Origin of the sequence: Staphylococcus petrasii, assembly GCF_002902565.1 — a bacterium.
In the GTDB taxonomy this organism is placed as follows: domain Bacteria; phylum Bacillota; class Bacilli; order Staphylococcales; family Staphylococcaceae; genus Staphylococcus; species Staphylococcus petrasii.
Genome location: NZ_PPRC01000043.1, coordinates 1 through 10,055, shown reverse-complemented (window position 1 = coordinate 10,055; position 10,055 = coordinate 1). Strand labels below are relative to the sequence as shown.

The window sequence follows — 10,055 nt, the reverse complement described above, 5'->3', positions numbered from 1 at the left end:
GAGGTGACTGAAGCTTCAACTGAGGCAACTACGGTTCACTCTAAATTGGCGTCTGCAATTTCCAAAGCGAAAGCTGAAATCAGCCGTTTAAAACATTTAGACAAAGCAGAAATCGAAAGTTATAAAGATGATTTAGAGGATGCGAAAGACCAATCTGAAATTGATGATATCTTAAAAGATGCACGCGAAGAGTCTAGTGTGACGGCAGAAGAGAAATCAGTTGCTCGTTCAGATGAAACGCCATCAACTGAAGAAGCGCATACAACTACTAATGATAGTTCTAAAGATAGTACTTCTGCAGAATTGGATAAAATCATGGATGATTTAGATGCACTTTCTAAAAAGGTTGATAGAGGTCAACAAAATGTTGAAGCTGAAACTAATGAAAATGCATTGAGCCAACAACAATCTAAAGACGACGCTCAATCTGAAGAACAAAGCACAACGGAAACGCCATCTAGTGAAGAAACTAATAATACCGACAAACATAGCACTTCAATTTTGGATGACTTGGATAAAGTCAAAAATGATGTGAACACTTATAAAGATAAAACTGCACAAGAAGACAACACTAAAGAACAAATAACGCAAGAAACACAACCTTCAACTGAAGAGAAAACAACTGAAGAACCTGCCACAGAGGAAACAGGAAGTAACCAAGATTCTGATGAAGGTTTATTAAGTGGCATTGAACGCATGGGCAAAAATAATACCGAATACCATCAAGGTCAAAGTGTAGATACAGATTCTACAATCAATAGACACTTTGATGCTTTAAAAGATAAATTATCTGACAAAGAAAAAATTGACCAAACGATTTCAAAAATTGAAAAACAACATGAGGATACTAGTCAACGTTATACAGATCGTAAACTTGAACAATTAAGAGAATTACGTAATCAAGTAAACCAAAATCAAGGTTTATCGGCACAACAACGTCAAAATATTGAAAAAGATATTGCTTCAGTACGTAATAAAGTGAAAGATAACCGTAATCTTATTCTTAAACAATTGAACAGTGCGTCTGATAAACAAAAAGCGGTCAAACAAATTCTTGGTAGTGTATTCAGTAAAAATGAAACGCAAGATATTTTAAAACACATCAATATAAATGGTAAATCAGACAAGCAAATTACAGACCAAATTATGAAACAACTTGATGGTTTAACTACAACATCAAGTGATGACATTTTAAAATCAATGTTTGATCAAGCACCAGACAAAGAGAAGTTAATTAAAACATTACTATCAACACGTTTAGGCAATAACGAAGCATCATCAATTGCGAAACGTTTAATGAGTGAGAATTTATCAAATTCTGAGCTTGTTGAACGCTTAAAACAAGAATTTAAAGCACAAGCTTCGAATACGGCAGATGATATTTTAAAAGACATCTTAGATAAAAGTACTAATCAAAAACAAGCCATTGAAACGATTTTAGCTACAAAATTAAATAAAGCTAAAGCACACGCATTAGCTGATATTATTTCAAAAGTACAAACGTCTAAAGCGGATGCACTTGATTTAATTAAAAGCGCGTTAAATGGTAAGGCGAATGATTTATTACAATTACAAAATAAATTGAACCAATCTAAAAATAAATTAGATTACATTTTATCTCCAATTAAAAATCGTCCTACACTGCTTGATCGTATTAATGGCAATACGAATAGCGGTAGCGATCTAGATTTAGGTTCAGGCCTATTAGGCGGTTTAACTAATGGCGGTCTATTAGGCAACTTGAATTCAGGCGGCAGCTTGCTTGATGGCATCGATGACATTCCTAACCCTGTACAAGGCTTGTCACTTGGTAATTTAGATAATGGTGGCGGCTTATTAAGTGGTTTATTTGACGATGATGGCAACTTCTCATTGCCTGAAACCGGCGAAACACTTAAGAAATCATGGTTACCAATCACATTGGTAATTGCTGCAGCAGGTAGTCTGTTTGTATGGTTAGGACGTCGCAAACACCACCGTTCCGATAATTAAATAGCACATATCAGAGTAGATAATTTAAAGTATTTAACGACTTAATTATCTGCTCTTTTTATTTTTTGAAAAGGGCAATATCAATGTAGTAAGCGCTTACACATTTACACCAAAATAGCAAGCTATTTTCCGAAGATTATTCGTAAAGTTATGTGAAGGAAGTATGACGGTATTTTGAATATTTATTCTTAAATTTGTATTCATATTGAATGTAACTTGCATTAGACATAAACTTAAGTTGATAAAAGATTGATAAAAATTTCACAAATTAAAATTAATCATTTTCAAAAAAATAGGAAGTGTGACACATGTCTTAACTATAAATAAATACAAAGGGGTTGAAACGCATGACACACACAAAAGATACTACAGACACACAAACTAAAAAAAGAAAAAAACGTTTCAAATTAAGTATGCCAGGTGCATTTACTATTCTATTTATATTAACTGTCATTGCCGTTATAGCGACGTGGATTATACCGGCAGGGGCATATTCTAAATTATCTTATGATTCAGGGGCGCAAGAATTCAAAATTGTAGATGCGCATAATAAAACAAAAACTGTCGATGGTACACAAGAACAATTAGATAAATTGGGTGTTAAAATCGACGTTGATCAATTTAAATCTGGTGCGATTAATAAACCAATTTCCATTCCGGGAACGTATGAACGCTTAGATCAACATCCAGCTGGTCCAGACCAAATTACAACAAGTATGGTTAACGGAACAATTGAAGCGGTAGATGTTATGGTGTTCATCCTAGTATTAGGGGGCTTAATAGGGGTTGTACAAACCAGTGGCTCATTTGAATCAGGACTCTTGGCACTAACGAAAAAAACAAAAGGGCATGAGTTCTTGCTCGTCTTTATGGTTTCAGTATTAATGGTTTTAGGTGGTACACTCTGCGGAATTGAAGAAGAAGCGGTCGCATTCTATCCAGTGCTTGTACCAATCTTTATAGCGATGGGTTACGACTCAATCATATGCGTAGGTTCAATCTTCCTCGCGAGCTCTGTAGGTAGTACATTTTCAACAGTTAACCCATTCTCAGTAGTTATCGCTTCAAATGCTGCAGGAACAACATTTGTCGATGGGCTATATTGGAGAATTGGAGGCTTAATCATTGCGACTATCTTCACAGTAGGCTATTTAGCGTGGTACGCAAAACGTATTAAAAAAGATCCAAAACTTTCTTATACGTATGAAGATAAAGCGAAATTTGAAAAACAATGGTCAGTCATTAAAAATGACAGCGACGAAAGCGTCTTTACTTTCCGCAAAAAAATCATCTTAATCTTATTTATCTTACCGTTTCCAATTATGGTATGGGGCGTTATGACGCAAGGTTGGTGGTTCCCAATCATGGCTTCAATGTTCTTAGCGTTTACAATTGTAATCATGCTTATTGTAGCGTTAGGTAAAAACGGTATAGGTGAAAAAGCAGTTGTAGATGCATTTGTAAATGGGGCATCTAGCTTAGTAGGGGTATCACTTATCATTGGTTTAGCGCGTGGTATCAATATGATTATGAATGAAGGTTTGATTTCAGACACCATCTTAAACTTCTCATCTTCACTTGTGCAAGGTGTTAGCGGACCAATCTTTATCGTCATTTTATTAATCATATTCTTCTTCTTAGGTTTTATTATTCCGTCATCATCAGGACTAGCCGTGTTAGCGATGCCTATCTTCGCACCACTTGCAGACACAGTAGGTATCCCAAGATTCGTCATCGTAACAGCCTACCAATTCGGACAATATGCGATGTTATTCTTAGCACCAACCGGCTTAATCATGGCGACATTACAAATGTTAGATATGAAATATTCACACTGGTTGAAATTCGTTTGGCCAATCGTAGCATTCGTCTTCATCTTTGGTGGCGGCATGCTCATCACACAAGTATTAATCTATTCTTAATTTTTGAAAATGAAAAGGTGGCGCACCCCGAGTGCCCCACCTTTTTTTAATATGAAAATATAAAACCCACACATACTTAAGTACTTCAAAAATATATAACGTAAGTTAATAGTTTGATTTCTATACTGAATATAAATGACCCTAAATATTAAAGTACTTAGATAAGTAGTTCTAAGATAGATAACGAAGTGTAGTTGTGAAGACTCCTAGGGGAGCAGTGCTAGTCGAAGACTACAGGCTGAGACAGCACCCCAGGAACGCGAAACAACTTAAACGAGTGACAGTCTATCTTAGGACCATCGTAATCTAATTATTTCGGTTCAATATAATGCAATTCTTGCGCAGTATCCGCATCAATCATACGATATGACACAATACCTAAACCTTTAACATTAGACTCAGACACAACAATCGAACCATCATCGTTAACCTTTTCAACAAAAGCAACATGACCATACGTTGCATCCGCACCAGCTTGACCTGACTCAAACACCGCTGCCGTATGTGCTTTCGGACTACGCATCACACGATAACCATCACGTTCAGCACGATTATCCCAGTTATGCGCATCGCCCCAGTCACCGCCTACATGCTTACCAAATTGTTGAACACGTTCATATACATACCAAGTACATTGACCTTGAGGATAAGGCGTTGCTCCATCAGTCATCGCAAACGGTTTAAAGTCGCCACCTGAAACATCTTGACCACTTGATGTTGATTTAGCGTATTTATCTAAATCTGGCATAGATTTTTTATCGAAAGCTGTTAAATTGTAATGTTGAATTAAACTATTTAATTTCGTCGCATAATTTGGATCTGTTGCATACGTTCTACTTAAATGACTTGTTGCTGAACGATAAGTAGGTGCTTCAGACTTCCAAGTTCCTTTATAAATGTTAGGATTACCATCAATTCCGTGTTTCATTAAATCAGCGTAATCTTCTAATGACGCTTTAGTGTTAGGGTATTTTCGGAAGCCAGCCATAATGTTGAACATAGAATTATCGCTACCAGCTTCGAGTGTATTAAAGTTAACAGATTGTCCTTGATAAGCGCCTTTAATACCGAATAAATTATAATTTGGTGCTTGCGCTAAAGCACTTTGTCCTGAACTTGATTCTAGAATCGCTTGAGCAATCATGACTGAAGCATAAATGTCTTGGTCTTGCCCAATTTTATGTGCATCTTTTGCGATTGATTTGATGAAATCGCGTGTATCTTTGCTTTCAACGACTGCCATATTGCCATCGCTAACACTGTTACCGTTTAGTTGTGGCAACATTTGGAATAACCCAGTTGAACGCGTGTTATTTTTTCTCACGTCATCTTCAAATGATTGGACTGGTGCTGTTTTATGTGCAAGCTCGTCTTTAGTAGGTAATTGCGTGTTAACAAATTTTGATTGTTTATCTTTATCATTATTCGTAGGTGCTTTTCCGCTTTCTTTAGATGACTCGTAATCTTTATGCGTTTTAGTAGCATCTTCGCTATATTTATCAAGCACTGAGTCTAATACTGATTCTGAAAAGCTGTCCCCTTTAGACGCGCTATTAGATTGAGATGTATCATGTGAAGATGGTTGTTCACTAGTATTAGTATCTTCAGTAGATGATTTATCCTCATTAGAAGAATTACTTTGTTCATTAGAAGTAGTTTCATCACTACCTTGATTTGAGTCATTACCATCTTTGTTATCAGTAGCATCTGTGACTAAGTCATCAATCGCATCTAATGCTTCACTAATACTTGCATCATCTTTACTTCCATTTGAACTAGCATTCGCTCCTGTATTAGCTGATCCTTTTTCTTGTTGGGGTGTTTCTGTTGAGCCTGACTCTTCAGATGAAGTATCGTCAGCTTGTTCGCTACTATCATTGTGTGTTGTATTAGATTGAGATGTTGATGCGTTTTGATTTGAGTCGCTTGTATTAGAATGACTTTCTGAAGAAGCATTTTCAGAAGAATCTTTAGAATTCTCAACATGTTCATAATCTGAAATATCACTATCAAAGTTAAATAATGAAGCGATTAAATTCGTTAAACTGAAACCACCATCAAAGACATTAGGATCTAAGAAATGAGAAGAATGATTACCAGTTAAATTTGGAATATCAAATAATGGCGCTAATGGTGTATGATAAGACGCATTATCATGAGATGATGCTTTATCCGTTTGTTGACGATTTGAACGTGTTGTCGCATCTTTTTTAGACGTTTTGTCGTTAGTAGATTCTTTATGTGCAGTTTCCTTATGAGAAGCTGGTGTTTCTTGTGAACTATCTTCTTCTGTACTCTTTGAATCTTCTTGTGAGGCAGTTGAATTACTGTCGTTCTCACGTTCTACACTTGTATCTTCTTGAGTTTTAGCTTCTTCAGTTGATGGGGCGTCTTCATTACTTTGAGCGCGAGATGATGACGCTTCGCTTTCATCAGTTGTGTCTTCAGCATGTGCAAGACTCGTCGTAAAGGTAGGAAAGACGAGTGTGGTAGTTAATAAGTAGACCATTAGTTTTTGCTTTGACATTTAATGTGTTTCCTCCTACTAATAGTATGCGAATAAATAATTATTTGTTATAATGCTATTTAGAAAAAATATGGTTGATACGTGTCAACTAATTATTACTTTGCTTAACAAAAGTATTATACTAACTCTATAAATAAAAAAACAACGATTAACTCATATTTGATATCAAATTTTAATATTTCATTCGTAGGAGTGTGACAATGAAAAACGCACTAAAATTATATAAGACGGACTTGAAGCGTGTGGCGAAAACCCCTGCCGTTTGGGTGATTCTCCTAGGTTTAGCCATTTTGCCATCATTTTACGCTTGGTTCAACCTGTGGGCGATGTGGGACCCGTATAGTAACACGGACCATGTAAAAGTGGCGGTAGTAAACGAAGACCAAGGTGATAAAGTCCGTGGCACAAAAATTAATGTCGGGGATACGCTAGTCGATACATTGAAGAAGAATAAGAAGTTTGACTGGCAATTTGTAAGTCGGGAAAAGGCTGACCATGAAATTAAAATGGGTAAATACTATGCCGGTATATACATACCTAAAGAATTCTCTCATCAAATCACCGGTACATTAAGAAAGAAACCGCAAAAAGCAGATATAGAATATAAAGTAAACCAAAAAATCAATGCTGTCGCACCAAAAATGACAGATACAGGATCAACAGTCATTGTAGATGAAGCGAATAAACAATTTAACTCGACAGTAACGAAAGCCATTCTTCAAGAGGCTAACAAAGTTGGTATTCAACTTGAAGATGAAGTTCCGACAATCAATAAAATTAAAAAAGCCGTTTATGCTGCGCACCAATCGTTACCGCAATTGAATAAAATTGCAGATCGCATTGTTTATCTTAATGAACATCAAGACCAATTAGATGAGTATGCGAACCGTTTCCGTTCATTAGGTAATTATAAAGGTGATATTTTAGATGCCCAACAGAAACTGAATGACGTTAACGCTGCGATTCCATCATTGAATGAGAAAGCGAAACTCATTTTAGCATTAAACGAATATATGCCTAATATTGAGCGCGTGCTTAATGTCGCTTCTAACGATATTCCAGCTCAATTCCCACGTCTAAATAGAGGTGTAGATATTGCGAGTCAAGGACTTGATTTAGCGAATACTCGCTTGAATGACGCACAAGGTTATTTAACTATGGCGCAACAACGTGTCGGCGATTATCAAGAAGCTGCTAGTCGTGCTCAAGAAGTTAATGGTCAAGCGAATAACGCCTTGCGTCAACAAAGCACGTCAGGCATGCCGGCCTATAAAGTGCAACCATTGAGTAATGATAATAACAAAGACGCTTTAAACAAAGACCAAATTGTGTCTAAAGACGATGTGAAAGCGATGAATAACGCGCTTGCTGAAGCATTATTGGCGCTATCTAATAATGCGGACACACAAACGAAAGCGACCCAATCTGATATTAAAGCCTTGAAGAATGTAACTTATGGCATTATTGGTTCAAATCGACCAACTGAATTTAATGACACATTGCGTAATATTAAAGCTCGTTTTGAAAATGACTCAAAAAATAAACAACGACTCGTAGACATTTTAAAAGAGCTAGAGAACAAAGAACATGTAGATTTATCATCTGAAATTAAAAAAGTTGAGGCTGCAAACAACCGTATTAATAGTTCTGTACGTTCTATAAATCAACTTATCGATGCATTAGGCAACGGAAGTTCAGGTAAAGCCGAAGCGGTTAACGTCCTACGTGGCTTACCAGCTCTAAATACCGGATTAGGCCAGTATCGTGACTTTTTAAAACAAGATTTAAACAACCGTTTATTAATGTTATCTAACGACATTACGCAACAATTGAATGAAGGTCAGAATACATTATCAAACGTTCAATCTAAATTAAATACGATTAACCAAGTTATTGTGGCTGGACAACAGATCGTATCAGAAGGTCAAGAGCGTGTAGCTACAATTCAAAGTGAATTGCCAGCGTTAGAACAAGCGTATATCAATGCGATGCAAACCGCACAAGCGTACTTCCCAACAGTGAAGCAAAATGTGGCGAAAGCAGCAGACTTTGTACGCAACGATTTACCTGATTTAGAACAACGTTTAGCAAACGCTACGGCAACGGTTAATGCTAATTTACCAACATTATTTAATAAATATGACAATGCAGTTGATTTATTAGATGAGAACCAACCACGTGCGAAAGAAGCATTAGCGAACTTAGCAAACTTTGCGCAAACGAGATTACCAGATATTGAAAAAGATTTAGACAAAGCAAATAATATCTTCAAGAAATTAGATAAAGATGACGCAGTGGATAAAGTTATTGATGCTCTGAAAAATGACTTGAAAAAACAAGCAGATGTGATTGCTAACCCAATTGATAAGAAACAAGTGGACGTCTTCCCAGTTAAAGACTACGGTTCAGGAATGACGCCGTTCTATACTTCATTATCAATATGGGTAGGGGCATTGTTATCAGTGAGCTTATTATCCGTTGATAATAAACATGAAAGTTTGAGAGACGAATTAACTAAACGCCAAATTTATTTAGGCAAAGGCGCATTCTTTATATCAATGGGCTTACTTCAAACCTTCATTGTAGTAGTAGGTGATTTATTAATCTTGAAAGCACAAGTGGAATCACCAACCTTATTCATACTGGTGGCACTGTTTGGATCGATTGTCTTTAATACGATAGTTTATACGTGTGTATCGTTACTTGGTAACCCAGGTAAAGCGATTGCGATTATTCTATTAGTATTACAAATTGCAGGGGGTGGCGGTACATTCCCAGTAGTGACAATGCCTCAGTTCTTCCAAACGATTTCACCATACTTACCGTTTACGCACGTAATTGATTCGTTACGTGAAACAGTAGGTGGTATTGTACCAGAGATTTTAATTACGAAACTCATTATTTTAGCATTATTCGGACTAGGTTTCTTTATAGCAGGTGTGTTAGGAAAACCAGTGCTAGATCCAGTAATGCGTAAGATTTCTAAGCGTGTGGATGAAAGTAAAGTGACCGAGTAATAATAAATGTATTGCAATATAAAATGGATTTTTCATTTCACTTAAGTTGAGATGCTTGCCTAGGGTACAGTTTCAGCCAGAAATTCCTCACAGATAAATCTGTGGGGATTTCTAAGGTCTTCTAAAGTAGTTCTTAGATGAATGTTACTCATTTTGTTGCGACGCTTTCTTGCGGGAAAGGCTTAAACCTGTAGTCTTAAGCTCTTTCTTTTCCGCCAAGAGTCGCGCAACATCATTCGTTATTCATCTTAGAACTACTTACGTAAGTGTGTGAACACTTACGTTCATTGATAAACTTGCTCCCTCAGGTGTCACTCAACTACGCTCCATTATTTACTTACTTAAATGAGTAAAAACATGAAATTAATATTTGTAAGAATTATAAAAATATCAAATTAATAGTTCTAGTATGAAGTTATCGTACTAGAACTATTTTTTTGAAAGAAAAGTAGTTTTTAATGTAGGAAGGAACTCAAAAAATATTTGTTATAAATAATTTAAAGTATAAAAATAGTTTGAATTATATATTTTTTTAATATTATTAGGTATCATAATAAGTGATGAAAAAATATTAGGGGGATAATATGGAGTTAAAAG

The 10,055-nt window shown here is 36.1% G+C and carries 4 protein-coding genes; 3 read left to right on the top strand and 1 reads right to left on the bottom strand.

Annotated features, from left to right (window positions below; translation table 11 throughout):
* Together CD127_RS07510 and CD127_RS07505 are read left to right on the top strand one after the other, a co-directional pair.
* Positions 1 to 1,992 (top strand): GA module-containing protein (locus CD127_RS07510; RefSeq protein ID WP_169926755.1); only part of this gene is annotated, 1,992 nt, incomplete at its 5' end.
* A 347-nt stretch (positions 1,993 to 2,339) separates the two neighbouring features.
* The gene (locus CD127_RS07505) at positions 2,340 to 3,914 is read left to right on the top strand and encodes a YfcC family protein (protein WP_103299142.1); all 1,575 of its coding nucleotides are present in this window, start codon (positions 2,340 to 2,342) and stop codon (positions 3,912 to 3,914) included.
* Positions 3,915 to 4,224: 310 nt separating this feature from the next.
* On the opposite strand, the gene CD127_RS07500 is transcribed toward CD127_RS07505, so the two are convergent.
* Positions 4,225 to 6,441, bottom strand: coding sequence for an amidase domain-containing protein (locus tag CD127_RS07500; protein ID WP_103366290.1), 2,217 nt, complete (start codon positions 6,439 to 6,441; stop codon positions 4,225 to 4,227).
* Between the two features lie 200 nt (positions 6,442 to 6,641).
* On the opposite strand from CD127_RS07500, the gene CD127_RS07495 reads away from it, so the two are divergent.
* Complete coding sequence (locus tag CD127_RS07495; RefSeq protein WP_103366289.1) at positions 6,642 to 9,458, top strand: YhgE/Pip domain-containing protein; 2,817 nt, start codon at positions 6,642 to 6,644, stop codon at positions 9,456 to 9,458.
* Positions 9,459 to 10,055: the final 597 nt, after the last annotated feature.

What these genes read in the sequence shown, in the direction of transcription:
- CD127_RS07500 (WP_103366290.1), bottom strand. Translation starts at nt 6,441, where the DNA reads ATGTCAAAGCAAAAACTAATGGTCTACTTATTAACTACCACACTCGTC.
- CD127_RS07495 (WP_103366289.1), top strand. Translation starts at nt 6,642, where the DNA reads ATGAAAAACGCACTAAAATTATATAAGACGGACTTGAAGCGTGTGGCG.
- CD127_RS07505 (WP_103299142.1), top strand. Translation starts at nt 2,340, where the DNA reads ATGACACACACAAAAGATACTACAGACACACAAACTAAAAAAAGAAAA.